This window comes from Streptomyces sp. DH-12 (assembly GCF_002899455.1).
Classification (GTDB): domain Bacteria; phylum Actinomycetota; class Actinomycetes; order Streptomycetales; family Streptomycetaceae; genus Streptomyces.
In genome coordinates, this window is sequence record NZ_PPFB01000001.1 from 3,045,781 (window position 1) to 3,070,383 (window position 24,603).

A 24,603-nucleotide genomic window follows, 5' to 3' on the forward strand; every position below is an offset into this window, starting at 1 on the left:
CACGGGACACGACAGCGGGGGCGGCCGAAGACCGCCCCCGCTGTCGACGCACCGCGACGAAACGTCAGCCCAGCCCCCACAGCACACCCAGCAGCACGGCCCCCGCCGCGGCGGGCGCGATGATCTCGTAGGCCCACCGCACGGTGACCTCCCCCTGCGCGCCCGTCTCCTCCTGCCGCCGCTCGTGCAGCTCACGCAGCTCGTCCATGGCCTGGTCGGTCTCGGCCCGCCGGGGTCCGCCCGCGGCCACGGCGGCGCCCGCACCCAGATCGGCGGCGCCCACCGCACCCCCGAGGTCCGCGCGGCCGCCACGGCCTCCGCTCCCCTGCCCTGCCTCGGCGCGCGCGGCCCGCGCGGCAGCCCGCGACTCCTGCCGCGCGGCCTTGCTGCGGGCCCGCAGGGAGACGGGCAGCGCCCACAGCTGGTACTTCGTGCCGGAGTCGTCGACGACCTCGTTGGAGAACCCGGACCGCAGCGAGGCGACCCGCCCCCACGGCAGCTCGATCAGCCGCAGCGGGTTGCGGACGCGCAGCCGGTCGTCGTTGACGAAGACCGCGGGCCGCACGGTGTACGCGAAGACCAGGGGGACGAGGAAGAGCATGACGGCGAGGGCGAGCCACGGGGTGCGGCCCTCGCCGACGACGACCGCGTCGATGCCGAGCCAGCCGATGATGGCGAGCACCAGCACGCCACCGACGACGCCTGCGGGCGAGCGGTAGACGCGGTCCTTGTACTGGGTCGTCGCGGTCCCGGCGGGCTTCGTGGGCTCCGGCTCCGGTCCGCGCGACGGGTCGGGGGTCGTCATGCCCCCGATTCTGCACGACTGCCGCGCCCGGCCCGAAGGCACTCCTCCGCTCCGCCCCCGCCCGGGACCCCTGCCCCGGCCCGCACCCCGGATCCCGGTCCGGGGCTGTACAGCCGCTACGCGCGTAGATATGCTCGTCTGGTGACCATGCCCACCACTGCACCCCACGCTCTGAGCGACGTCACCGCGTCCGACAGCACGCTGCGCCGTTTCCTCCACGGGCTGCCCGGCGTCGACGCGGTCGGCCTGGAGGCGCGTGCCGCCTCCCTCGGCACCCGCTCGATCAAGACGACCGCGAAGGCGTACGCCATCGACCTCGCCATCTCGATGGTCGACCTGACGACGCTGGAAGGCGCGGACACCCCGGGCAAGGTCCGGGCGCTCGGCGCGAAGGCGGTCCGCCCCGACCCGACCGACCGCACCACGCCCGCCACGGCCGCGGTCTGCGTCTACCCCGACATGGTGGCCACGGCGAAGGAGGCCGTCGCCGGCTCCGGCGTCAAGGTCGCCTCCGTCGCCACCGCGTTCCCGGCCGGACGCGCCGCGATCTCCGTGAAGCTGGCGGACGTCCGTGAGGCCGTCGCCGCCGGCGCGGACGAGATCGACATGGTCATCGACCGCGGCGCGTTCCTCGCGGGGAACTACATGAAGGTGTACGACGAGATCACCGCCGTGAAGGAGGCCTGCGGGACGGACGCCCGACTGAAGGTCATCTTCGAGACCGGCGAGCTGTCGACGTACGACAACATCCGCCGCGCGAGCTGGCTCGGCATGCTGGCCGGAGCGGACTTCATCAAGACCTCGACCGGCAAGGTCGCGGTGAACGCGACCCCGGCGAACACCCTCCTGATGCTGGAGGCGGTGCGCGACTTCCGCGCGCAGACCGGGATCCAGGTCGGTGTGAAGCCGGCCGGCGGCATCCGCACCAGCAAGGACGCGATCAAGTTCCTGGTCCTGGTCAACGAGACCGCGGGCGAGGACTGGCTGGACAACCACTGGTTCCGCTTCGGCGCCTCCTCGCTGCTGAACGACCTGCTGCTGCAGCGTCAGAAGCTGGCCACCGGCCGCTACTCCGGCCCCGACTACGTGACGGTGGACTGATCACCATGGCACCTGTTTTCGACTACGCCCCGGCGCCCGAGTCCCGCTCGGTCGTCGACATCGCCCCGTCCTACGGCCTGTTCATCGACGGCGAGTTCACCGACGCGGCCGGCGGCAAGGTCTTCAAGACCGTCTCCCCCTCCACCGAGGAGGTGCTCTCCGAGGTCGCCGAGGCCACGGAGGAAGACGTCGACCGGGCCGTGAAGGCCGCCCGCAGGGCGTTCGAGAAGTGGTCCGCGCTGCCCGGCTCCGAGCGCGCGAAGTACCTCTTCCGCATCGCCCGCGTCATCCAGGAGCGCAGCCGCGAGCTGGCCGTCCTGGAGACGCTGGACAACGGCAAGCCGATCAAGGAGACCCGCGACGCGGACCTCCCCCTGGTCGCCGCGCACTTCTTCTACTACGCGGGCTGGGCCGACAAGCTGGAGCACGCCGGTTACGGCGCGAACCCGCGGCCCCTCGGCGTGGCCGGCCAGGTCATCCCCTGGAACTTCCCGTTGCTGATGCTGGCCTGGAAGATCGCCCCGGCGCTCGCGACGGGCAACACCGTCGTACTGAAGCCCGCCGAGACCACCCCCCTCTCCGCTCTGTTCTTCGCGGACATCTGCCGTCAGGCGGGTCTGCCGAGGGGCGTCGTCAACATCGTCACCGGTGACGGCCGCGCCGGGGCCGCGCTGGTCGCCCACCCGGACGTGAACAAGGTCGCCTTCACCGGCTCGACCGCCGTCGGCAAGGAGATCGCGCGCACGGTCGCGGGCACCCGCAAGAAGCTGACCCTGGAGCTGGGCGGCAAGGGCGCCAACATCGTCTTCGACGACGCGCCGATCGACCAGGCCGTCGAGGGCATCGTCAACGGCATCTTCTTCAACCAGGGCCAGGTCTGCTGCGCGGGCTCGCGCCTGCTGGTCCAGGAGTCGGTCCACGACGAGCTGCTGGACTCCCTGAAGCGCCGGCTGTCCACGCTGCGCCTCGGCGACCCGCTGGACAAGAACACCGACATCGGCGCGATCAACTCCGCGGAGCAGCTGGCGCGGATCACCGCGCTGGCGGAGCAGGGCGAGGCGGAGGGCGCCGAGCGCTGGTCCCCGGCCTGCGAACTGCCGGAGAACGGCTACTGGTTCGCCCCGACGCTGTTCACGGGCGTCACCCAGGCGCACACCATCGCCCGCGACGAGATCTTCGGCCCGGTCCTGTCCGTCCTGACGTTCCGCACGCCGGACGAGGCGGTCGCCAAGGCCAACAACACCCCGTACGGCCTGTCGGCGGGCATCTGGACGGAGAAGGGTTCGCGGATCCTGGCGGTGGCGAACAAGCTCCGCGCGGGCGTGATCTGGTCCAACACGTTCAACAAGTTCGACCCGACCTCGCCGTTCGGCGGTTACAAGGAGTCGGGCTTCGGCCGCGAGGGCGGCCGCCACGGCCTGGAGGCGTACCTCGATGTCTGACAAGAACGAGAAGACCGAGAAGAACGAGCGCCTCTCCGTCTTCAAGACCTACAAGCTGTACGTCGGCGGGAAGTTCCCGCGTTCCGAGAGCGGCCGGGTGTACGAGGTGACTGACGCCAAGGGCAAGTGGCTGGCCAACGCACCGCAGTCGTCCCGCAAGGACGCCCGTGACGCGGTGGTCGCGGCCCGCAAGGCGTTCGGCGCCTGGTCCGGCGCGACGGCGTACAACCGCGGCCAGATCCTGTACCGGATCGCGGAGATGCTGGAGGGCCGCCGGGAGCAGTACGTCCGGGAGGTCGGCGAGGCCGAGGGCCTGGCGAAGGCGAAGGCCGCGGCGCAGGTGGACGCGGCGATCGACCGCTGGGTCTGGTACGCCGGCTGGACCGACAAGATCGCCCAGGTGGTGGGCGGCGGCAACCCGGTCGCGGGCCCGTTCTTCAACCTGTCCTCCCCGGAGCCGACCGGCGTGGTCGCCGTCCTGGCCCCGCAGGAGTCGTCGTTCCTGGGCCTGGTCTCCGTGGTCGCCCCGGTGATCGCGACGGGCAACACGGCGGTGGTGGTCGCGAGCGAGAAGCACCCGCTTCCGGCGCTCTCGCTCGGCGAGGTGCTGGCCACCTCCGACCTGCCCGGCGGTGTGGTCAACATCCTCTCCGGCCGTACGGCGGAGATCGCCGCGCCGCTCGCCGCGCACCAGGACGTCAACGCGATCGACCTCGCGGGCGCCGACGAGGTGCTGGCGAAGGAGCTGGAGATCGCGGCCGCGGACAACCTGAAGCGCGTCCTGCGTCCACAGCCTGTGGACGACTGGGCGGCGGCGCCCGGCACGGACCGCATGACGGCCTTCCTGGAGACCAAGACGGTCTGGCACCCGACGGGCTCGCTGGGCGCGTCGGGCTCCGCCTACTGAGCCGCGCCCCGGCCCGCACAGCGGGAGCGCCGTGCCCCTCCTCCGCCCGGGAGGGGCACGGCGCTCCGCCGTGTCCTGCGCGCGCCCGGTCAGCTCCTGAGCGCGTCCGTGGCCAGGGCCACCCCCGGGATGCCGTCCACCGACTCCGCCTGGGCGACCGGGCCGGTGACCTGGCGCGAGTCCACCGCGCGGAAGTCGGCGACCTGCGTCGCGACGCCGTTGTCGAGCGGGTCCACGCCGGTGCCCGCGAGCGGGTTGGGCTTGAGGTCCGCGACCGCCCCCACGACCTGGCCGGCGTCGTCGGGCAGCAGCCGCGCCTCGGCGGCGGACGCGGCCGCCGCCCCGACGCCGAGCGCCACCCCGGCCGCCGCGAGAACGGCCGTGCCCCGCCGGACGGCGGACGTCCTGGGTGCCTTGTGTCGGGCCATCGCTGTGCCACCTCTTGACTTCGCAGGGTCAACGGTCCGACGCGCAGCGTAGTGGAGATGTGACGCGCGCTTCAAAGTCGGGCCGCCGGGTCGTACGCCGCCCGCGCGATGCCTCACACTGGTGTCCTGTGAGTTCCCAGTCGCCCATATCCGCGCGAGTCGTGCTGCTCTGCGGCCCCTCCGGCTCCGGCAAGTCCCTCGTCTCGGCCCGCTCCGGTCTTCCGGTGCTGCGCCTGGACGACTTCTACAAGGAGGGCGACGACCCGACGCTGCCGCTGGTGGCGGGCACCTGCGACATCGACTGGGACGACCCCGCCTCCTGGGACGCGGACACCGCGGTCGCCGCGATCGAGCGGCTGTGCAGGACGGGCAGCGCGCAGATCCCGGTGTACGACATCTCGCTGAGCGCGCGCACCGGTGAGACGACCGTGGACATCGGCGGGACGCCGCTGTTCATCGCCGAGGGCATCTTCGCCGCGGAGATCGTGGAGCGCTGCCGGGAGCTGGGTCTGCTGGCCGACGCGCTGTGCCTGAACCGTGGTCCGGTGCGGACGTTCCGGCGGCGCTTCCTGCGGGACCTGAAGGAGGGCCGCAAGTCGGTGCCGTTCCTGCTGCGGCGCGGCTGGCGGCTGATGCGCCTCGAGCGGTCGATCATCGCCCGCCAGACGGCGCTGGGCGCGTACGCCTGCGACCGCGAGGAGGCGCTGAGCCGGCTGGCCGCAGCGGCGGTCGCCGGACGTCCGGCGCCGACGGGCGCCCCCTGAGCGGCCGCGGGACGCGCTTCGGCCCCAGGCGGCACGACACGAAAAAGCGGGACCGCGTGACGGGCCCCCCGGCCCTTCGCAGTCCCGCTGTTTCCGCACCCCCCGTGGTGCCCCCCCTTGTTCCCCCTCCTCGTTCCCCCGGATCCCCGGTCCCCCGTTCACCGCGCGGACGCCCCCCGACGTCCTGGCGGTTCCCCCGTTTCACGCCCCCGGGCCCTCCGGCCCGGGAGCCCCCGGTCCCCCTGGGTCCCCCCTGGTCCCCCGGACCTTCAGGCGACGAGCTCCCCGAAGGCGTTCTCCTCGTCACGGCCGAAGCTGAGGACCTCGTCCTCGCGCAGCCGGCGGAGCGACCGCCAGATGCTGGACTTCACCGTGCCGACACTGATGTTGAGGATGTCCGCGATCTCCGGGTCCGTGCGGCCCTCGTAGTAGCGCAGGACCAGCATGGTGCGCTGGAGTTCGGGAAGCCGGGCCAGCGCCTGCCACAGCACGGCGCGCAGCTCGGTGCCGCGCATCGCGTCCGTGTCGCCGGCCGTCTCCGGCAGCTCCTCGGTCGGGTACTCGTTCAGCTTGCGGCGGCGCCACGCGCTGATGTGCAGGTTGGTCATGGTGCGGCGGAGGTATCCGCCGACCGCCGCCTTGTCGCTGATCCGGTCCCACGCCCGGTAGGTCGAGAACAGCGCGCTCTGCAGCAGGTCCTCGGCCTCGAAGCGGTCACCGGTCAGGTGGTAGGCGGTGGCGTACAGGGAGGCGCGGCGCTCCTGGACGTAGGCGGTGAACTCCGCCTCGCTCGCCGAGCGGCGCTCCCCCGGTTCCTCCCTGTACGCGCTTCCCCCGTCGGTGTCCCCCGTGGACGCGTCAACCACCGTCATGATCGCGGTGTGCTGACGCCCGGCGCCGCGAGCGCACCCCCGCATGCCCGCGGCGCCGGACTTCTCGGAACCCCGGTGCACGTCGTGCAGACGCGTGACCACTGCGCTGGTGCTGGTGCCGTGCAGCGTGTTCATCTCGCGCCTCCCGTCGTGGACTTCCGGTGTTCTGCCTGCCGTTGTGCTGTGCAAAAGCTTGCCGCGCCACTTTCATGGCCGTGTCCGCCGACTGTCACAGACGTGTCACAGGGGCCGGCCGCCGTGACCGCACGCTTCCTTCACCGCTCACGGGGCGCGAAACGGCACGTATCGGGCTCAAGGGGCGTGCCCGGCGCACGGGTCGAACAGGAAGCCCTCCATGGGCCAGAATGAGCCCGTGCCTTCCCTGTTGCTGATCGAGGACGACGACGCCATCCGCACGGCCCTGGAGCTTTCACTGACGCGCCAGGGCCACCGCGTGGCGACCGCTGCCAGTGGTGAGGACGGTCTGAAGCTGCTGCGCGAGCACCGGCCGGACTTGATCGTGCTGGACGTGATGCTGCCCGGCATCGACGGCTTCGAGGTGTGCCGTCGCATCCGGCGCACGGACCAGCTGCCGATCATCCTGCTCACCGCGCGCAGCGACGACATCGACGTCGTGGTCGGCCTGGAGTCCGGCGCCGACGACTACGTGGTCAAGCCCGTGCAGGGCCGGGTGCTGGACGCCCGGATCCGTGCGGTGCTGCGGCGCGGGGAACGCGAGTCCAGCGACTCGGCGAGCTTCGGCAGCCTGGTCATCGACCGCGCGGCGATGACGGTGACGAAGAACGGCGAGGACCTCCAGCTCACACCGACCGAGCTGCGGCTGCTGCTGGAGCTGAGCCGGCGGCCCGGACAGGCGCTGTCCCGCCAGCAGTTGCTGCGGCTGGTGTGGGAACACGACTACCTCGGCGACTCGCGTCTGGTGGACGCGTGCGTCCAGCGGCTGCGGGCCAAGGTCGAGGACGTGCCGTCGTCCCCGACGCTGATCCGCACCGTCCGCGGTGTCGGCTACCGGCTGGATCCGCCTCAGTGACACAGGAGCACCAGGGGGAGAGCCGCGGCTGGTCCGTGGCGCGCAAGGGAGTCTGGTCGCGGCTGCGCCTCACGAGCCTGCGCCTGCGGCTGGTCGTCGTGTTCGGCCTGGTCGCGCTGACCGCCGCCGTGTCCGCGTCCGGGATCGCGTACTGGCTGAACCGCGAGTCGGTGCTGACCCGCACGCAGGACGCGGTGCTGCGCGACTTCGAGAAGGAGATGCAGAACCGCGCGGGCTCGCTGCCCGAGCACCCCGCGCAGGACGAACTGCAGCGCACGGCCGGGCAGATGGCCAACAGCAGCCAGCGCTTCACCGTGCTGCTCGTCGCCGAGAACCCCGAGGGCCAGACGGTGTACGGCAGCTCGGGCGGGCTGAACGGCTTCTCGCTGGGCGATGTGCCGGAGTCGCTGCGCGAGGCGGTGACCGAGCGGCAGAAGGTCACGTCCGGCAACGCGTACCCGCACCGCCTGTACTGGCAGCGGATCGTCGAGGACGGCACCCCGTACCTGGTGGCCGGGACCAAGGTGATCGGCGGCGGGACCACCGGCTACATGCTGAAGTCGCTGGAGCCGGAGGCGAAGGACCTGAGCTCGCTGGCCTGGTCGCTGGGGATCGCCACCGGTCTGGCGCTGATAGGTTCCGCCCTCCTCGCGCACGCCGCCGCGACGACCGTGCTGAAGCCGGTGCAGCGGCTGGGGACCGCCGCGCGGCGGCTCGGGGAGGGGAAGCTGGACACCCGGCTGAGGGTGTCGGGCACCGACGAACTGGCCGATCTCTCACGGACGTTCAACAAGGCCGCCGAGGCGCTGGAGAAGCGGGTCGCGGACATGGCGGCGCGGGACGAGGCGTCCCGCAGGTTCGTCGCGGACATGAGCCACGAGCTGCGCACCCCGCTGACCGCGATCACCGCGGTCACCGAGGTCCTCGAGGAGGAGCTGGAGTTCGAGGGCGGCGGCATCGACCCGATGATCCAGCCCGCGGTGCGGCTGGTCGTGAGCGAGACGCGGCGGCTGAACAACCTGGTGGAGAACCTGATGGAGGTCACCCGCTTCGACGCGGGCACCGCCCGGCTGGTCCTCGACGACGTCGACGTCGCCGACCAGATCACCGCCTGCATCGACGCGCGGGCCTGGCTGGACGCGGTGGAGCTGGACGCCGAGCGCGGCATCCACGCCCGGCTCGACCCGCGCCGGCTGGACGTCATCCTCGCCAACCTGATCGGCAACGCGCTCAAGCACGGCGGTTCGCCGGTACGGGTGTCCGTGCGGGAGGAGCCCGCCGAGGGCGCCGAGGGGGCGGACGCGGCGGACGGCACGGTCGTCATCCAGGTGCGGGACCACGGGCCGGGCATCCCGGAGGAGGTCCTGCCGCACGTCTTCGACCGCTTCTACAAGGCCAGCGCCTCCCGGCCGCGCTCCGAGGGCAGCGGTCTGGGCCTGTCCATCGCGCTGGAGAACGCGCACATCCACGGCGGCGAGATCACGGCGGTCAACTCGCCCGAGGGCGGCGCCGTGTTCACCCTGCGGCTGCCGCGGGACGTGTCCGCCGCCGGATCCGGGGAGAAGACCGGCGACGCCGGGACCGAGGGCGCCGAGGGGGACGCCTGATGAGAGGACGACGGAAGGCGGCCCCGCCGGCCGTCGTGGGGGTCGCGGTGCTGGGCGCGCTGCTGTCCGGGTGCGGCATCCGGGCCACGGAGGTGCCGACCGACTTCGGTCCGGCGCCCTCGCGGGTGCGCTGCTCGCTGGGCGAGCCGGAAGGGTCCGGCCGGACCGCGGGCGGGCTGGCGGTGCAGGTGTTCCTGGTGTGCGGGCCGTCGCTGGTGGCCGTGGACCGGGCGGTGCGGGTGCGGGACGGCGCCACGGACGCGCGCCGGGTGCTGGTCGCGCAGGGCCTGATGGACGAGCTGACGCGGGAGCCGACGGCCGCCGAACGGGAGGCCGGCTACACCACGCGGGTACGGCCCGGGACGACCGTGACCGGGCCGCGGGCCGGCGACCCGGAGGACACGCTGCGACTGAGCACGCCGCCCGCCGGGCTGTCGGCCACGGCGCTCGCGCAGATCGTGTGCACCTTCTCCGACTCGGCCGCGGCCGAGGGTGACGGCTCGGTGATCCTGGGCGGCCCCGACGACGCGACGCCGCGCCGCTACCGGTGCACGGACGACGTACGGGCCCGTCCGGCGGCCGGGAAGCCGCCCTCCGCGGAGGCCGTCGGAGGCTGACCCGGCGGGCGCCCGGAGGGGCGGCGCCGCGATGTGGTGCATGCCTCGGCCGTTGAACGGGTGACGTCCCGGAACCGGCCGAGGCGCACGCCGCGTCTTGGGGGTCGTGCAGCGTCAAGGCTTCATCGGCGGCACCGCCGCATCCCGTATCCGTGTGACCGGAGGCGTCCTCCTGGCCGCGCATCTGGCGTTCGTCGCCTGGTACACGCTGCGCCCCCTGGACGTTCCGTGGGTGATGCCCGCCAACCTGCGGCCGCTGGACGGGATCCGGGCCGACTTCGCGCTGGGCTGGGCGACGGGGCTGCGCCGGACCGGGGAGTCGATGGCGCTGCTCGCGCCGCTGGGCGTGCTGCTGCCGATGGCCGGGGGCCGGCTGGCCGTGTCCCGGCTGGGCTCGCTGATCCGCACCGTGGCCGCGGTCGCCCTGGTGTCGCTGGCCGTGGAGCTGCTGCAGACCGCGGTGCCGGGCCAGGTGGTGGACGTCGACTCGCTGCTGCTGAACACGGCGGGCGCCGCGCTCGCCCACGCCGCCGTGGTGCCCGCGGGACGTGCCCGGCTGCGCCGCCGGGTGGTCCCCGGGGCGGACGGGGCCGTCCTGCGGGAGGAGGCCCCTCAGGGACGGACCCCGACGATTCCCAGGGTCGGGATCGCCCCGTGGAGTGACGCTTTGCCCCCTTCGTCTCCGTAACGTGGAGGTACGGAGGCAGCCGGACAGGAGGCCTCGCACCGTTCACGAAGGAGTCGCGATGAGCAGCCTCGCCCGCCCGACCGACGGCCGGATGATCGGCGGTGTCTGCGCCGCACTGGCCCGGCGGTTCGGCACCTCCGCGAAGACGATGCGTGTCGTGTTCCTGGTCTCGTGCCTGCTCCCGGGCCCGCAGTTCCTGCTGTACCTGGCGCTGTGGATCCTGTTGCCCTCGGAGGCCAAGGCCCGCACGGCCTGGTAGGGCGGCCGCGCGGCGCCCTCACCCCCGAGGCGCCGCGCGCCGTCCGCCCGGTCCCTGCGCGGCATCATCTCCCTGAGGTCTCGCGCGGGGCCGTGCGCCTCCGAGCACGCCGATGGGGCGCGGCCCGTTTCCGGGTGCGCCCCATCGGCCCGTCGTCGACCGGGGAGGTCAGCGGCCGCCGCCCAGCGGGACGCCGTTGACGTTGAGGCCCTGGGTCGGCAGCTGGTTCAGCGGCAGACCGCCGAGGAGACCGGCGCCCGGGACCTTGGAGCCCAGCTCGTCGGCGACCGGCTTGGCGGTCCCGAGGCCCTTGCCGGCCGCGTCCTGGCCCGTCGACAGCGCCTCGGCCGGGCCCGGCAGCGCGCTGGACACCTGGTCCGCCGGCACGGCCCGGGTGACGGTGTCCAGCCCCGGGGCGTCCGGCAGGGCCGGGGCCGCCTGGGCGGCGCCCGCACCGGCGGCGGCGAAGGCGGCACCGAGAGCGGCGACACCGAGGGTCTTGACAGCAGACTGCTTCATGAAGGCGTCCTCGAAATGGGATACGGGGATGTGAGCGGTGCTGTGACCGTAATCAGGCATCCCCGCCCGCCGCAAACATCGAAATACGGACGGATGGTGAAAGCGTTGCGCGTTCACCTTTCCCGGTGACGCGCTTTTCAGCCGTCCGTGGAGGAGGAACCGCTGGTGGGAGCGGTCTGACGGAACAGCCATTCGGATTTCAGCCCTGCGTATCCGGGCTTGATCACGTCATTGATCATCGCCAGCCGTTCATCGAAAGGAATGAACGCGGACTTCATCGCATTGACGGTGAACCACTGCATGTCGTCGAGCGTGTATCCGAAAGCCTCGACCAGGTGCTCGAACTCGCGGCTCATGCTGGTGTGGGACATCAGCCGGTTGTCGGTGTTCACCGTGGCCCGGAAGTGCAGCCGGCGCAGCAGTCCGATCGGGTGCTCGGCGTACGAGGCGGCGGCGCCGGTCTGGAGGTTGGAGCTGGGGCACAGCTCCAACGGGACGCGCTTGTCGCGCACGTAGGCGGCGAGCCGGCCGAGCTCCACGGTGCCGTCGTCGCGCACCCGGATGTCGTCGATGATCCGCACCCCGTGCCCGAGCCGGTCCGCGCCGCACCACTGGAGCGCCTGCCAGATCGACGGCAGCCCGAACGCCTCGCCGGCGTGGATCGTGAAGTGGTTGTTCTCCCGCTTCAGGTACTCGAAGGCGTCGAGGTGCCGGGTGGGCGGGTAGCCGGCCTCGGCGCCCGCGATGTCGAAACCGACGACGCCCAGGTCGCGGTAGCGGTTGGCGAGTTCGGCGATCTCCAGGGCGCGGGCGGCGTGCCGCATCGCGGTGAGCAGGGCGCCGACGCGGATGCGGTGGCCGTTCTCCCGGGCCCGCCGCTCGCCCTGGCGGAAGCCCTCGTCGACGGCCTCGACGACCTCCTCCAGGGTCAGCCCGCCGTCGAGGTGCTGCTCGGGCGCGTAGCGCACCTCCGCGTAGACGACGCCGTCCTCGGCGAGGTCCTCGGCGCACTCGGCGGCGACCCGGACGAGCGCGTCGCGGGTCTGCATGACGCCGACGGTGTGCGAGAACGTCTCCAGGTACCGCTCCAGGGAGCCGGAGTCGGCGGCCTGGTGGAACCACAGGGCGAGCTTGTCGGGGTCGGTGTGGGGCAGGTCGGTGTAGCCCGTCTCCCGGGCCAGGTCGACGACGGTGCCGGGGCGCAGTCCGCCGTCGAGGTGGTCGTGCAGCAGAACCTTGGGCGCCCGGCGGATCTGGTCCGCGGTCGGAGCGTTCGCGATGGTCTGGCTCGTCATGTCCGCACCATAACTCCTACGCGCGTAGATCACCCGGCGCGCGAAGGTGCCGATACGGAAAGGTGACCGCACGGACGGGTCGCGTACGCCCTGTCTTCTGAGAATGTTCTGCCATGGCACAGCAAGCGACGCCGGTCCGCACGGCCCGGCTGGGGAGGGCGCTCGGCGCGGAGCCGGCCTCGGTGAACGGGGCGGTGCTGCTGCTCCCGAACGGGGAGGAGGCCTCCGCCCGCAGACCGTCGCCGATGGCGGCGGTCTCCGTGCGCGGTCTGGGGCGCCGGCTGGCCCGCGCGGGGCGGGACCGGCATCTCGCCGTCCACGCCGTCCACTACCGCTACCGCGGCTGGAACGGCGACGAGGCGCACCTCGCGCACGACGCCGCCTGGGCCGCCGACGAGGCCGTGCGGCGCTACGGGGACGTGCCCGTCTGCCTGGCGGGCCTCGGCATGGGCGGCAGGGCGGCGCTGCGCGCGGCGGGCCACGAGGCCGTCACCTCCGTGGTGGCGCTGGCCCCCTGGCTGCCGGAGGAGGACGGGACGGCCCCCGACGAACCGGTGAGGCAGCTCGCCGGCCGGCAGGTGCTGATCGTGCACGGCACGAACGACGCGCGGACCGACCCCGAACTGTCCTTCCGGCTGGCGGCACGGGCGAAGAAGGCCAACCGTGAGGTGTGCCGCTTCGAAGTGCACGCGGACGGCCACGGGTTGAGCCAGTACCGCGAAGAAGTGCTGGCGCTCGCCGAGGACTTCGTGGTGGGCGCGCTGTTCGGGCGGGCCTTCTCCCGCCCGGTGCAGGACGCGCTGGCGGCGCCCCCGCCGCTGGGGCTGCGGATGCCGCTGGCGGCGGGGTTCGGGAAGTCGTTACGGCACTGAGGCCGCCCCCGCTACCCCGGCAGCAGGCTCCCCCGCTTCGACAGCAGGAACCTCTTGAACGCCGCCACCGGGGGCGTGTCCGGGCGGCCCGCCGGCCAGGCCACGCCGATCTCGCGGGCCGCCCTGGGGGCGGTCACCGTCAGTTCGGCCACTCCGGGGCGGGGGAAGGGGGGCGGGGGCAGCAGGGCCACGCCCAGGCCGGCCGCGACCAGGCCGCGCAGGGTCTCGGCCTCCTCGCCCTCGAAGGCGATGCGCGGCGCGAAGCCGGCCCGGGCGCACAGGTCGTCGGTGATGCGGCGCAGCCCGTAGCCGGGTTCCAGGGTCACGAAGGTCTCGTCGGCGGCCTCGGCCAGGCGGATCCGGCGGCGGTCGGCGAGGCGGTGGTCGGCGGGGACGACCAGCCGCAGCTTCTGCTCGTCGAGGCGGCGGGCCACCAGGTCCGGGGCGGACGGCACGGGCGAGGTCAGGCACAGGTCGAGCTCGCCCGCGCGCAGCCCCTCCAGCATGGCCTCGCCGTGGTTCTGCACCAGGCTGAAGCGGATGCCCGGGTGGTCCGCGCGGAAGGCGTGCAGCAGGCCGGGCACGGTCTCGGCGCCCATGGTGTGCAGGAAGCCGAAGGCGACCTTGCCGGTGGCGGGGTCGGCGTCGGCGCGGACCTCCTCGGCGGCGCGTCCGATCTCGTCCAGGGCGCGGTCGACGGAGGCGAGGAAGGTGCGGCCGGCCGGGGTGAGGGAGACGGTGCGGCCGTGCCGGGCGAACAGCTCGACGCCGAGGTCCTCCTCCAGCCGGACCAGGGCGCGGGAGAGGGTGGACTGCGGCACCTGCATCTCCTGGGCGGCCCGCGTGACGTGCTCGGTGCGGGCCACCCCGGCGAAGTGGGCGAGGCGCGGCGCGAGCAGCCGCGCCATCTCTTCCCTGTCTCGTATGTCACCGGTCCGTGACAGGCGACCGGCTGACCTCTGCTGATGCTCCATGGGAACGATTATGACGATTCCATGCATTGGACGGATGAGCGAAGACCTCCGTACGTTCGAGGCATGACTCCCGCCAGTACCGGGGCGTCCACCCGCGTGGACGCCCTCCCATCCGTTCCCTCCTCCCCGCCGCCCGCCGACGAGACCCGGATGTCCCCGGGCGGCCCCGGCTACCGCCGGATGAGTCTCGCCCTGTTCCTCGCGGGCGTCGCGACCTTCGCGCTCCTCTACTCCACCCAGGCCCTTCTCCCGCTGGTCTCCGGCGACTTCACGGTCAGTGCGAGCGACGCGAGCTGGACGGTGTCGGCGGCGACCGGCGGTCTGGCGCTGTTCGTGCTGCCGATGAGCGCCCTGTCCGAGCGGTTCGGACGGCGCACGGTCATGACGGCCTCGCTGGCCGTCGCGGTGACCCTCGGGCTGCTGGTGCCGTTCGCCCCGTCGCTCGGGGCGCTGGTGGCGCTGCGGGCGCTGCAGGGCGCGGCGCTGGCCGGGCTGCCCGCGTCGGCGACGGCGTACCTCGCGGAGGAGGTCACGCCGAAGGCGCTGGTGACCGCGATCGGGCTGTTCGTGGCCGGCAACAGCGTCGGCGGGATGAGCGGCCGGGTGATCACCGGATGGGTCGCGCAGGAGTGGGGCTGGCGGGTCGCCGTCGGCGTGATCGGCGTCGTCGCGGTGGCGTGCGCGGCGGCCTTCCGGCTGCTGCTGCCGGCGCCGCGGCACTTCAGGCCCGGGTCGCTCGCGCCGCGCGTGCTGGCCGGCACGGTCCGCCGTCACCTGGCCGACCCGCTGCTGCGGCGGCTGTTCGCGATCGGCGCGCTGTTCATGACGGTGTTCGGGGGCGTGTACACGGTCATCGGGTACCGGCTGACCGAGGAGCCGTTCTCGCTGCCGCAGGGCGTCGCGGGGTCGGTGTTCCTGGTGTACCTGGTCGGCACGGTCTCGGCGTCCGCGGCCGGACGGCTGGTGAGCCGGCTCGGCCGCCGGGGCGCCCTGTACGCGGGCGGCGCGACCACCGCGGCCGGGCTGCTGCTGTCGCTGGCCGGGTCGCTGCCGGTGGTGCTGCTGGGCCTGGTGCTGATCACGGCCGGGTTCTTCGCGGGGCACGCGGTGGCGTCGTCGGCGGTGGGCAGGACCGCGACGGAGGGCCGGGCGCAGGCGGCGGCGCTGTACCAGTCCGCGTACTACATCGGGTCGAGCGCCGGCAGCACGGTGGGCGCGCTGGCGTTCCACGCGGGCGGCTGGGCCGGGACGGTGGCGGTCGGGCTCGTGGCCGTGACGGGCGTCGCGGGGATCACCCTGGCCGGGACCCGGGCGGCGGTCCGCGCCGGGGAGGTCCGCACCGCCTGACGGCTGTCCCGGGGCGCACGCACGGCCGGTCCCGCCCTGCCCTTCACCTGCGGATCCGTCCACTCCGGGGGCCGTTGTCAGTGGGCTGCGGTAGCTTCCGAGGTGGTGGGCGCGACGGCGCGCCGCCACGAGGCACCTGGGGTGGGTGGAGATGACGAACGGCACGGTGACGACGGATCCGGACGCCACGCTGGAGCAGTACCGGGTCGAGCTGACCGGGTACTGCTACCGGATGCTCGGCTCGGCCTTCGAGGCCGAGGACGCGGTGCAGGACACGATGGTCCGCGCCTGGCGCAACCTCGACAAGTTCGAGGGCCGGTCCAGCCTCCGCTCCTGGCTCTACCGCATCGCGACCAACGTCTGCCTGGACATGCTGTCCGCGGGCAACAAGCGCGCCCGCCCGATGGACCTGACGGAGTCCACGCCGCTGGCGCGGGCCGCCCTCTCCCCCCGCCCCGACCACACATGGCTGGAGCCCATGCCCGACGACCGGGTGCTGCCCACCCCCGCCGACCCGGCGGAGGCCGCGGTCGCCAAGGAGTCCGTGCGGCTGGCGTTCATGGCGGCGCTGCAGCAACTGCCCGCCAGGCAGCGGGCGGTGCTGATCCTGCGCGAGGTGCTGGCCTGGAAGGCGAGCGAGGTCGCCGAGTTGCTCGGCACGTCGGTCGCGTCGGTCAACAGCGCGCTGCAGCGGGCCCGGGCGACGCTCGCCGAGCGCCGGGAGGCGGGCGCCGACGCGGCGGTCTCCGACCCGCTGGACGAGGACCAGAAGAAGCTCCTCGACCGCTACGTGGCCGCCTTCGAGGGGTACGACATGTCGGCGCTGACCGCGCTGCTGCACGAGGACGCCGTCATGACGATGCCGCCGTTCGACCTGTGGCTGACCGGCGCCGACGACATCACGGGCTTCATGACGACGCTGGGCGCCGCGTGCGCGAACTCGCGGCTGGTGCCCGTCGAGGTCAACGGCCTGCCCGGGTTCGCGCAGTACAAGCCCGACCCGGAGAACGGCGGACACACGCCGTGGGCGGTGCAGGCGCTGGAGATCTCAGACGGCCGGATCACCGGGTTCCACTGCTTCCTGGACACCCAGCGGTGGTTCCCGCTGTTCGGGCTGCCCCTCCGTCTCGAAGCGGAGACCGACGAGGTCGAGCAGGGCGCATAGCGCCGGGGAGGGGGCGCGCAGCCGGATCCGCCCGCCGGCCCGGCGGGCGGTGAGCTGCAGCCGGGCCAGCAGGTTCACGGCGGCCAGTCCCGGCGGCCCCAGCCCGGCGACGTCGCACACCACGACACCGCCGCGCCCCCCGCTCTCCAGCAGGGCGCGCAGCGCCTGGCACGGCCCGCTCACCTCGTCCGTGGTGAGGGGGCCGCTGAGCACGAGTACGGGCGGTGTCATGGCGTCCACGACCGGTAGACCGGCCGGGGGCCCGTAACTCATCGCGCGGCGCCGAGGATCACATTGACCCGGGCGCGGCCTTCCCCGGAGGGTTGGCTGTATGCGCCACAGATCATCGCCGCCTCTGGTGTCCGGTGTCCTCCACCGCCGCGGGGAGCCGCCGTGCAGGGGGTGCTGAGCGGGTTCCTGGTGATCGCCGTCGTCATCGGCGTCGGCTACGTCATCGGCCGGCGGGGGGATCTCGGCGCGCAGGGCGGCGAGGTGCTGACCACCCTGGCGTTCCACGTGGCGTCCCCGGCGCTGCTGTTCACCACGCTCGCCCGCGCGGACCTGTCGGTGGTCTTCTCCGGCCGTCTGCTGGTCACCGCGCTGAGCACGGCCGCGGTGGCGGGCGTCTTCGTCGCGGTGGGCGTGGCGCGCGGCTGGGGCGTGGGCCGCACCACCATCGGCGCCCTGTGCTCCGGCTACGTCAACTCCGGCAACCTGGGCATCCCGATCGCCGTGTACGTGCTGGGCGACGCCTCGCTGGTGGCGCCGGTGCTGCTGTTCCAGCTCGTCGTGGTCACCCCGATCGCGCTGACCGTCCTGGACCTGTCCACGGCGGGCGGGAAACAGCCCCTGTGGCGGCGGCTGCTGACCCCCGTGCGCAATCCGGTCGCGCTGGGGTCGCTCGCGGGGGTCGCGGTGGCGGCGTCGGGGGTGGAGATCCCCGGCCCGGTGTGGGACCCGGTGCGGCTGATCGGCGACATGGCGGTCCCGGCGGTGCTCCTCGCCTTCGGCATCTCCCTGCGCGGCGGCACCCTGCCGCTGCGGAGCGGCGACCGCGGGGCGGTGCTGCTGGCCGTGGGCCTGAAGACCGTGGTCCAGCCGCTGGCCGCCTGGGCACTGGCGGCCAGCGTCTTCGGCCTGCACGGCGCACAGCTGCTGGACGTGGTGGTCACCTCGGCCCTCCCGGCCGCCCAGAACATCTTCACCTACGCGAGCAGCTACCGCGTGGGCGAGCGACTGGCCCGCGAGGCCGTCCTCGTCTCGACGGCCCTGTCGGTCCCGGTCCTGGTGACGGTGGCGGCGGTGCTGGGGTGATCAGGCCTCCGGGAACTCGGCGGTGTCGATGACCAGGTCGAAGGGGGCGGGAAGCGTGATCGGCTCGCCGAACTTCACGGTTGTCAGCGGCCGGTGGACGTCGCCCTTCGGTTCACCGTGGAGCGTCACGGTCGGACCGTCGGAGGCCCAGGCGTCGACCAGCAGGCAGAGGGGGATGCCGGCAGCCGCGTGGGCGGCGGGCTTGCTGACGCGGTCGTGGCGGGCGTTCGACTTCGAGGTGACCTCGACGACGAGCTCGGCGAGGGCGGCGGGGACGTGGGTGTCCGACTCGGTGTGGTCGCGCCCGGGAGCGACCACAAGGTCGGGAATGAGCATGCCCAGCCGCGACGGTACCGCGATCGCCAGTGTCTGAAAGATTCCCCAGTCCAGTGGGATCACTGAGTAAAGGCGCCGCTGAATACTCTCAGCGATCAGATTATGGCGATACGCGGGAGCGGGTGACACGGTGACGATCCCCTCGATGATCTCCACCTTGCTGCCCTCGGGCCATTCCGTCTCCCCCCAGAACCGGACGAGGTCGTCCCAGCTCTGTTCGGGGTCCTGGCTCACGGTGAGTGCGCTCATGGCGGTCTCCTATCGGCACGTCGCCGGGTACAGCATGACGAACGGGACCGGCGGAGGTCCACCGGTCCCGTTCACCCGGAAGGGGAAAGCGCTGGTCAGACGATGCGTTCCAGGACGACCGGGCCCGTCGTGACGTCCGTGTCGGCGGACGCGATGTCGTAGGCGCCCTCCAGGGAGCGGAGCGCGTGGTCGAAGCGGTCCGGGGTGTCCGTGTGGAGGGTGAGGAGGGGCTGGCCCTCGGTGACGCGGTCGCCGGGCTTGGCGTGCATCTCGACGCCCGCGCCCGCCTGCACCGGGTCCTCCTTGCGGGCGCGGCCCGCGCCGAGGCGCCAGGCGGCGACGCCGATGTCGTAGGCGTCCAGGCGGGTCAGGACGCCGGAGGACGGCGCCTTCACCACGTGCTGCTCGCGGGCGACCGGGAGGTCCGCGTCCGGGTCGCCGCCCTGGGCGCTGATCATGCGGCGCCAGACGTCCATCGCGGAGCCGTCGGCGAGGGCCTTCGCCGGGTCGGCGTCCTTCAGACCGGCCGCGTCGAGCATCTCGCGGGCCAGGGCGAGGGTCAGCTCGACGACGTCCGCGGGGCCGCCGCCCGCCAGGACCTCCACCGACTCGCGGACCTCCAGGGCGTTGCCCGCCGTGAGACCGAGGGGGGTGGACATGTCGGTGAGCAGGGCGACCGTCCGCACGCCGTGGTCGGTGCCGAGGCCCACCATGGTCGAGGCCAGCTCGCGGGCGTCCTCGATCGTCTTCATGAAGGCGCCGGAGCCGACCTTCACGTCCAGGACCAGCGAGCCGGTGCCCTCGGCGATCTTCTTGGACATGATCGAGGAGGCGATGAGCGGGATCGCCTCGACGGTGCCGGTGACGTCGCGCAGGGCGTAGAGCTTCTTGTCGGCGGGAGCGAGCCCGTCGCCGGCCGCGCAGATCACCGCGCCGGTGGTGTCCAGCACGGACAGCATCTCCTCGTTGGAGAGCAGGGCGCGCCAGCCGGGGACGGACTCCAGCTTGTCGAGGGTGCCGCCGGTGTGGCCGAGGCCGCGGCCGGAGAGCTGCGGGACGGCCGCGCCGCAGGCGGCGACCAGCGGCGCGAGCGGCAGGGTGATCTTGTCGCCGACGCCGCCCGTGGAGTGCTTGTCGGCGGTGGGGCGGGACAGGGACGTGAAGTCCATGCGCTCGCCGGAGGCGATCATCGCGGCGGTCCAGCGGGCGATCTCCCGGCGGTTCATGCCGTTGAGCAGGATCGCCATGGCGAGGGCCGACATCTGCTCGTCGGCCACCTCCCCGCGGGTGTACGCGTCGATGACCCAGTCGATCTGCTCGTCGGTGAGTTCGCCGCGGTCCCGCTTGGTGCGGATGACGGAGATGACGTCCATGGCCATGGCTGGCGTTCCTTCCGGAGTGCGAAGAGCGCGGCCCCTCCGCTCGACGCCGCCCGGGGTGCCGGGCGCCGTCGGGAGGGGCCGCACGGGAGTTACTTGGTGAGGTGCTGGGGGCCGAAGGCCTGGGGCAGCATCTCGGACAGGGGCAGGATGCCCTCGGGCGTCTCCAGCAGCAGTCCGGGGCCGCCGAACTCGTACAGCAGCTGGCGGCAGCGGCCGCACGGGACGAGGATCTCGCCGCCGCCGTCCACGCACGTGAAGTGCGTGAGCCGGCCGCCCCCGGTGCGCTGCAGCTCCGAGACGAGTCCGCACTCGGCGCACAGGCCGAGTCCGTAACTGGCGTTCTCGACGTTGCAGCCGGTGACCGTGCGTCCGTCGTCGACCCGGGCCGCGACGCCGACCGGGTACCCCGAATAGGGGGCGTAGGCGTGGGTCATGGCGTCCCGCGCCGCCGCGCGCAGCGCCTCCCAGTCGACCTCGCCGGCCGCGGTCACTTGCCCTGTCCCTTCCGGTACTGCATGCCGTCCGCCTTCGGCATGCGCAGCCGCTGGGCGGAGAGGGCGAGGACGACCAGGGTGATGACGTACGGCGTGGCGGCGACGACCTGGCTCGGGACCTCGTTGGTGCCGGCGTACCAGGCGAAGACGAGGGCGCCGACGATCAGGGTGATCACCGCGTGGACGTACTTCTTGCGGACGGCCAGCCAGATCGCGCCGATGACCAGCAGCAGCGCGCCGAGCAGCAGCAGGGCGTGCACGTTGGTGGAGCCGCCGCGCAGGTTGAGGCTGTCGGTGTAGCCGAAGAGGCCGGCGCCGATGGCGAGGCCGCCCGGCATCCAGTTGCCGAAGATCATCGCGGCGAGGCCGATGTAGCCGCGGCCGCTGGTCTGGCCCTCCAGGTAGAAGGGGTTGGCCACGATGGACAGGAAGACGCCGCCGAGGCCGGCCAGTCCGCCGGAGATGATCACGGCGAGGTACTTGTACTTGTAGACGTTGACGCCGAGGGACTCGGCGGCCACCGGGTTCTCGCCGCAGGAGCGCAGCCGCAGGCCGAACGGGGTGCGCCACAGGATCCACCAGGTGGCGGGGATGAGCGCGACGGCGATCAGGGTCAGCCAGGAGACGTCGGTGACCAGGCCGCCGAGCAGGCCGGCGATGTCGGAGACGAAGAACCAGCCCTTGGCGTTGAGGTCGGTCAGCCAGTCGGACAGTCCCGGCACGGTGAAGTGACCGAGGGACTCGACCGCCGGGGACTGCTTGGCGGAGCCGCCCTGGTGGCCCTCGAAGGCGAGCGGGGCCAGGTAGCGGGTGGCGCCGAGGGCGAGGATGTTGATCGCCACACCGGAGACGATGTGGTTGACGTTGAAGGTGACGGTCACGATCGCGTGCAGCAGGCCGCCGAGGCAGCCGCCGACGATGCCGACGAGGACGCCGGTCCACGGACCCCACTGGAATCCGGCCCAGGCGCCGAACCAGGTGCCCAGGATCAGCATGCCTTCGAGGCCGATGTTCACCACGCCCGCGCGCTCGGCCCACAGGCCGCCGAGGCCGGCAAGGCCGATCGGCACGGCGAGCTGGAGCGCGGTGGACATCTGGCTGACGTTGGTGATGCCGTCGGCGCCGGTGATCAGGCGCACGATCGAGGTCAGCGCCAGCCCTCCGGCGATGACCAGCATCAGGACGGGCAGCGACATGCGGCGGCCGGTCTGCGGGGCGTGCTCCAGCGACGGCTGGTTGACGTCGGTCGCTGTGGTCGGAGCGGTCATCGGCCGGCCACCTCCTTCGTGGTGTTGTTGTCGGCGCCCAGGACGTGTCCCGCGGCGAGTTCGGCGCCGACCCGGCGCTGCTGGCGGCGCAGGCCCCACTCGCGGACGGCCTCGTAGGAGACGACCACCGAGAGGACGATCAGGCCCTGCATGATGACCGCGATCTCCTTGTCGTAGCCGTGGAAGTCCAGCTCGGGCGACGCCTTGTCGAGCCAGGCCCACAGCAGGGCGGCGAAGACGATCCCGACCGGGCTGTTGCGGCCGAGCAGGGCGATGCCGATGCCGAGGAAGCCGATGCCGGTGGGGAAGTTGAGGTTGTAGGTGTGGGAGTCGCCGAGCAGGATCGGCAGGCCCGCGAGGCCGGCGATGGCGCCGGAGAGCAGCATGGCGGTGAGGACCATGCGCTTGGGGTCGACGCCGCTGGCGGCCGCGGCGGAGCTGGAGGCGCCGGAGGCGCGCAGGTCGAAGCCGAAGCGGGTGCGGTTGAGGACGATCCAGTAGCCGATGCCGAGGAGGACGGCGAGGATCACCAGGCCGTAGATCTCGCCGGCCGCGCCGAGGTCGATGCCCGGGATCCAGCCGGACTCGTACATCTCGCCGGTGGTGCTGTTGTTGCCGATCTTGACGCCGAAGACGTCCGGCTTCCACATGTAGACGATCAGCGAGGTGGCGATCGCGTTGAGCATGATCGTGGCGACGACCTCGCTGACGCCGCGGGTGACCTTGAGGACGCCGGCGATGCCCGCCCAGAAGGCGCCGGTGCACACGGCGGTCAGCAGCAGCAGCGGGACCTGGAGGAACGCCGGGAGATTGGCGTGCGCGCCGACGATGGCGGCCATCATCGCGCCGAGCTGGTACTGGCCGTCGACGCCGATGTTGAACAGGTTCATCCGGAAGCCGATGGCCACCGCCAGGGCCGCGATGTAGTACATCGAGGCCTGGTTGAGGATCAGCACCTGGACGTCCGAGTATCCGGCCTGCTCGAACATGAGGGCGAACGGTTCGACCGGGTTCTTGCCGGAGGCGACCAGCACGATCGCGCTCAGCACGAAGGCCACGGCGAGCGCGATGACCGGGCCGGCCACCGCGAGGAGCACGCGCTCCTTGTCGAACTTCTTCATCAGCGGGCCTCGTCTTCCGGAGACTCGGCGGACTTGGACAGGTCGGCCTGGGTCTCGGCAGGTGTCTCTTCGTGTTCGAGGTGGCCCTCGGCGGCGCCGGTCATGGCGGTGCCGAGTTCCTCCGGGGTGATGGTGGCCGGGTCGGCGTCGGCGACCAGCTTGCCGTCGTAGATCACGCGGAGGGTGTCGGACAGGCCGATCAGCTCGTCCAGGTCGGCGGAGATCAGCAGCACGGCCAGGCCCTCGCGGCGGGCTTCGCGGATGTGGTCCCAGATCGCGGCCTGCGCGCCGACGTCCACGCCGCGGGTGGGGTGGGCGGCGATCAGGAAGCGCGGCTTGTGGCTCATCTCCCGGCCGACGATCAGCTTCTGCTGGTTGCCGCCGGACAGGGAGGCCGCGGTGACGTCGATGCCGGGGGTGCGGACGTCGTACTCGGTGACGATCCGGCGGGTGTCCTCCTGGGCGGCCTTCGGGTCCAGCCAGATGCCCTTGGCGTTGGGCCGCTCGGTGACGTGGCCGAGGATGCGGTTCTCCCAGAGGGGGGCTTCGAGGAGCAGGCCGTGGCGGTGGCGGTCCTCGGGGATGTAGCCGATGCCCTCCTCGCGGCGCTTGCGCGTGGGCCAGGCGGTGATCTCCTCGTCGGCCAGCCGGATGACGCCGGAGTCGGCGTGGCGCAGGCCGATGAGGGCGTCGACCAGTTCGGTCTGGCCGTTGCCCTCGACGCCGGCGATGCCCAGGACCTCGCCCTCGTGGATGGTGAAGCTGATGTCGTCGAGGAGGGCCTTGCCGCCGGGGGCGGCCAGGCGCAGCTTGTCGACGGTGATGACGGGCCGGTCCGTGACCGTGGACTCGGCCGTCTCCGGCGTGGGCAGCTCGCTGCCGACCATCAGCTCGGCGAGCTGGCGCGGGGTGGTCTCGGACGGCACGGCGGTGCCGACCGTGGTGCCGCGGCGGATGACGGTGATGTCGTCGGCGACGGACAGCACCTCGCCCAGCTTGTGGGAGATGAAGATGACGGACAGGCCCTCGGCCTTGAGCTCGCGCAGGTTGTCGAAGAGCGCGTCGACCTCCTGCGGGACGAGCACGGCGGTCGGCTCGTCGAGGATCAGGGTGGTGGCGCCGCGGTAGAGGACCTTGAGGATCTCCACGCGCTGGCGGGCGGCGACGCCCAGTTCCTCGACCAGGACGTCGGGGCGCACGTCCAGGCCGTAGCGCTCGGACAGCTCCTTGATGCGGCGGCGGGCCTTGCCGCCGATGCCGTGGAGCTTCTCGCTGCCGAGGACGACGTTCTCGAGGACGGTGAGGTTGTCGGCCAGCATGAAGTGCTGGTGCACCATGCCGATGCCGCGGGCGATGGCGTCGGCGGGCGAGGAGAAGTTCACCTGTTCGCCGTGGACCGTGATGGTCCCCTCGTCCGGCTTCTGCATGCCGTAGAGGATCTTCATCAGGGTCGACTTGCCGGCGCCGTTCTCGCCGACGAGGGCGTGGACGGTGCCCTTGCGGACGGTCAGGTGGATGTCGTGGTTGGCGACGACTCCGGGGAAGCGCTTGGTGATGCCGGCGAGCTCCACGGCGGTCACCGTGGTGTGGGCCGCCGCTCCGGCCGGAGGGCTGCTGGACGCGTTGATGACGCACTCTCCTGGGGACGGGGGCCGTCTACGCGCGTAGCGCCCCTTCGGCAGACAAAGGGGTGGCACACCCGGCCGACGGGGTGCGAGGAGCCGGG

General features: G+C 72.6%; 26 protein-coding genes. 13 read left to right on the forward strand and 13 right to left on the reverse strand.

The features are described from left to right. Nucleotides 1-64: 64 nt before the first annotated feature. The gene (locus tag C1708_RS12360) at nt 65-805 is read right to left on the reverse strand and encodes a PH domain-containing protein (protein ID WP_106412734.1); all 741 of its coding nucleotides are present in this window, start codon (nt 803-805) and stop codon (nt 65-67) included. A gap of 147 nt (nt 806-952) precedes the next feature. Here C1708_RS12360 and deoC point away from each other — a divergent pair, with 147 nt between their 5' ends. The 3 genes from deoC to C1708_RS12375 are packed head-to-tail and all read left to right on the forward strand — an operon-like array spanning nt 953 to nt 4,255. Then, nucleotides 953-1,906 carry a deoxyribose-phosphate aldolase gene (gene deoC, locus C1708_RS12365; RefSeq protein WP_106416269.1) on the forward strand — a complete coding sequence of 318 codons (954 nt, stop codon included), beginning with the start codon at nt 953-955 and terminating at the stop codon, nt 1,904-1,906. Nucleotides 1,907-1,911: 5 nt separating this feature from the next. After that, a complete protein-coding gene (locus C1708_RS12370; RefSeq protein ID WP_106412735.1) occupies nt 1,912-3,348 on the forward strand; it encodes an aldehyde dehydrogenase family protein in 1,437 nt (478 codons plus the stop codon). Then, nucleotides 3,341-4,255, forward strand: coding sequence for an aldehyde dehydrogenase family protein (locus C1708_RS12375; RefSeq protein ID WP_106412736.1), 915 nt, complete (start codon nt 3,341-3,343; stop codon nt 4,253-4,255). Before C1708_RS12370 ends, C1708_RS12375 begins: the two co-directional genes overlap by 8 nt. Before the next feature lie 89 nt (nt 4,256-4,344). Here C1708_RS12375 and C1708_RS12380 read toward each other — a convergent pair whose 3' ends face one another. After that, nucleotides 4,345-4,683 (reverse strand): hypothetical protein, encoded by a 339-nt coding sequence (locus C1708_RS12380; RefSeq protein WP_106412737.1) that lies wholly within the window; start codon nt 4,681-4,683, stop codon nt 4,345-4,347. Between the two features lie 59 nt (nt 4,684-4,742). On the opposite strand from C1708_RS12380, the gene C1708_RS12385 reads away from it, so the two are divergent. Next, nucleotides 4,743-5,447: a uridine kinase family protein gene (locus C1708_RS12385; protein ID WP_198602479.1), complete on the forward strand. Its 705-nt coding sequence runs from the start codon at nt 4,743-4,745 to the stop codon at nt 5,445-5,447. Between the two features lie 269 nt (nt 5,448-5,716). Here the strand turns inward: C1708_RS12385 and C1708_RS12390 are convergent, their stop codons facing one another. Further along, a complete protein-coding gene (locus C1708_RS12390; RefSeq protein ID WP_106412738.1) occupies nt 5,717-6,454 on the reverse strand; it encodes a SigE family RNA polymerase sigma factor in 738 nt (245 codons plus the stop codon). 238 nt (nt 6,455-6,692) lie between these two features. Between C1708_RS12390 and afsQ1 the strand changes: the two genes are divergently transcribed. From afsQ1 to C1708_RS12415, 5 genes are all read left to right on the forward strand, one after another. Further along, nucleotides 6,693-7,370, forward strand: coding sequence for a two-component system response regulator AfsQ1 (afsQ1, locus tag C1708_RS12395; protein WP_106416271.1), 678 nt, complete (start codon nt 6,693-6,695; stop codon nt 7,368-7,370). Then, nucleotides 7,367-8,977, forward strand: coding sequence for an ATP-binding protein (locus C1708_RS12400; protein WP_106412739.1), 1,611 nt, complete (start codon nt 7,367-7,369; stop codon nt 8,975-8,977). The genes afsQ1 and C1708_RS12400 overlap by 4 nt, the downstream gene beginning before the upstream one ends. Then, on the forward strand, nt 8,977-9,594 hold the full coding sequence (locus tag C1708_RS12405) for a hypothetical protein (protein ID WP_106412740.1): 618 nt from the start codon (nt 8,977-8,979) through the stop codon (nt 9,592-9,594). Before C1708_RS12400 ends, C1708_RS12405 begins: the two co-directional genes overlap by 1 nt. A 106-nt stretch (nt 9,595-9,700) precedes the next feature. Further along, a complete protein-coding gene (locus tag C1708_RS12410) occupies nt 9,701-10,282 on the forward strand; it encodes a VanZ family protein (protein ID WP_106412741.1) in 582 nt (193 codons plus the stop codon). A 58-nt stretch (nt 10,283-10,340) separates the two neighbouring features. Beyond that, nucleotides 10,341-10,541, forward strand: coding sequence for a PspC domain-containing protein (locus C1708_RS12415; RefSeq protein ID WP_106412742.1), 201 nt, complete (start codon nt 10,341-10,343; stop codon nt 10,539-10,541). A 168-nt stretch (nt 10,542-10,709) separates the two neighbouring features. On the opposite strand, the gene C1708_RS12420 is transcribed toward C1708_RS12415, so the two are convergent. Together C1708_RS12420 and C1708_RS12425 are read right to left on the reverse strand one after the other, a co-directional pair. Continuing rightward, nucleotides 10,710-11,060 carry an ATP-binding protein gene (locus tag C1708_RS12420; protein WP_106412743.1) on the reverse strand — a complete coding sequence of 117 codons (351 nt, stop codon included), beginning with the start codon at nt 11,058-11,060 and terminating at the stop codon, nt 10,710-10,712. A 137-nt stretch (nt 11,061-11,197) separates the two neighbouring features. Further along, nucleotides 11,198-12,355: an adenosine deaminase gene (locus tag C1708_RS12425; protein ID WP_106412744.1), complete on the reverse strand. Its 1,158-nt coding sequence runs from the start codon at nt 12,353-12,355 to the stop codon at nt 11,198-11,200. A 113-nt stretch (nt 12,356-12,468) separates the two neighbouring features. Here C1708_RS12425 and C1708_RS12430 point away from each other — a divergent pair, with 113 nt between their 5' ends. Further along, a complete protein-coding gene (locus C1708_RS12430; protein ID WP_106412745.1) occupies nt 12,469-13,227 on the forward strand; it encodes an alpha/beta hydrolase in 759 nt (252 codons plus the stop codon). Nucleotides 13,228-13,238: 11 nt separating this feature from the next. Here C1708_RS12430 and C1708_RS12435 read toward each other — a convergent pair whose 3' ends face one another. Further along, nucleotides 13,239-14,201, reverse strand: coding sequence for a LysR family transcriptional regulator (locus C1708_RS12435; protein ID WP_106412746.1), 963 nt, complete (start codon nt 14,199-14,201; stop codon nt 13,239-13,241). A 63-nt stretch (nt 14,202-14,264) separates the two neighbouring features. Here C1708_RS12435 and C1708_RS12440 point away from each other — a divergent pair, with 63 nt between their 5' ends. Next, nucleotides 14,265-15,548 carry an MFS transporter gene (locus C1708_RS12440; RefSeq protein ID WP_106412747.1) on the forward strand — a complete coding sequence of 428 codons (1,284 nt, stop codon included), beginning with the start codon at nt 14,265-14,267 and terminating at the stop codon, nt 15,546-15,548. A 151-nt stretch (nt 15,549-15,699) separates the two neighbouring features. Continuing rightward, nucleotides 15,700-16,713 (forward strand): sigma-70 family RNA polymerase sigma factor, encoded by a 1,014-nt coding sequence (locus C1708_RS12445; RefSeq protein ID WP_106416272.1) that lies wholly within the window; start codon nt 15,700-15,702, stop codon nt 16,711-16,713. Here C1708_RS12445 and C1708_RS12450 read toward each other — a convergent pair. Continuing rightward, nucleotides 16,597-16,944 carry an STAS domain-containing protein gene (locus C1708_RS12450; protein ID WP_241911232.1) on the reverse strand — a complete coding sequence of 116 codons (348 nt, stop codon included), beginning with the start codon at nt 16,942-16,944 and terminating at the stop codon, nt 16,597-16,599. The two genes, C1708_RS12445 and C1708_RS12450, sit on opposite strands and share 117 nt — an antisense overlap. Before the next feature lie 162 nt (nt 16,945-17,106). Here C1708_RS12450 and C1708_RS12455 point away from each other — a divergent pair, with 162 nt between their 5' ends. Beyond that, nucleotides 17,107-18,027, forward strand: a complete 921-nt coding sequence (locus C1708_RS12455) for an AEC family transporter (protein WP_106412748.1) — start codon at nt 17,107-17,109, stop codon at nt 18,025-18,027. Here C1708_RS12455 and C1708_RS12460 read toward each other — a convergent pair whose 3' ends face one another. The 6 genes from C1708_RS12460 to C1708_RS12485 all read right to left on the reverse strand — a co-directional run bounded on the left by C1708_RS12460 (nt 18,028) and on the right by C1708_RS12485 (nt 24,457). Next, on the reverse strand, nt 18,028-18,612 hold the full coding sequence (locus tag C1708_RS12460) for a Uma2 family endonuclease (RefSeq protein ID WP_106412749.1): 585 nt from the start codon (nt 18,610-18,612) through the stop codon (nt 18,028-18,030). It lies immediately after the preceding gene. 95 nt (nt 18,613-18,707) lie between these two features. Next, the gene (locus C1708_RS12465; RefSeq protein WP_198602715.1) at nt 18,708-19,985 is read right to left on the reverse strand and encodes a thymidine phosphorylase; all 1,278 of its coding nucleotides are present in this window, start codon (nt 19,983-19,985) and stop codon (nt 18,708-18,710) included. Nucleotides 19,986-20,083: 98 nt separating this feature from the next. Continuing rightward, the gene (locus C1708_RS12470; RefSeq protein WP_106412751.1) at nt 20,084-20,485 is read right to left on the reverse strand and encodes a cytidine deaminase; all 402 of its coding nucleotides are present in this window, start codon (nt 20,483-20,485) and stop codon (nt 20,084-20,086) included. Then, entirely contained in the window at nt 20,482-21,756 is a 1,275-nt protein-coding gene (locus C1708_RS12475; RefSeq protein ID WP_106412752.1) for an ABC transporter permease, read from the reverse strand. Before C1708_RS12475 ends, C1708_RS12470 begins: the two co-directional genes overlap by 4 nt. Continuing rightward, nucleotides 21,753-22,877 (reverse strand): ABC transporter permease, encoded by a 1,125-nt coding sequence (locus C1708_RS12480; protein ID WP_106412753.1) that lies wholly within the window; start codon nt 22,875-22,877, stop codon nt 21,753-21,755. Before C1708_RS12480 ends, C1708_RS12475 begins: the two co-directional genes overlap by 4 nt. After that, the gene (locus tag C1708_RS12485) at nt 22,877-24,457 is read right to left on the reverse strand and encodes an ABC transporter ATP-binding protein (protein ID WP_106412754.1); all 1,581 of its coding nucleotides are present in this window, start codon (nt 24,455-24,457) and stop codon (nt 22,877-22,879) included. Before C1708_RS12485 ends, C1708_RS12480 begins: the two co-directional genes overlap by 1 nt. Between the last annotated feature and the right edge of the window lie 146 nt (nt 24,458-24,603).